Below are 320 nucleotides of genomic sequence, written 5' to 3' on the forward strand. Positions count from 1 at the left end.
GCTAAGTTGGCGAAGTTTCAGGAATATGTGCCGGCGGACAGCATCCTGCACCGCATGAACCCCAGCGTGAAGCTCATCTGTGCCGTGCTGTTCGCCATTGCCTGCTTTGTCACCAGTAACCTGGTGTTTCTGGATGTGCTTTTGGCGGCGGCCTTGGCGCTGGCCGTCTCCTGCGGTCTGGGCCGTGAGACGGCGGGTCTGTGCAAGGCGGTGTTTGCGTTCTCGCGTATTTTGGCGGTGGTGATCCTGCTGACCACGCCCTACGGCGTGCCGCTGGTGCCGCTGCGTTGGGGCTTCATCGGCACCGGCAGCCTGCTGGC

At 62.8% G+C, this 320-nt stretch carries 1 pseudogene; it reads left to right on the forward strand.

What is annotated here, in order from left to right:
* A pseudogene (locus PZH32_RS12220) lies at nucleotides 1–320 on the forward strand (energy-coupling factor transporter transmembrane component T family protein); the annotation flags it as partial.

Source organism: Adlercreutzia equolifaciens (assembly GCF_029076695.1).
GTDB classification, from domain to species: domain Bacteria; phylum Actinomycetota; class Coriobacteriia; order Coriobacteriales; family Eggerthellaceae; genus Adlercreutzia; species Adlercreutzia equolifaciens_A.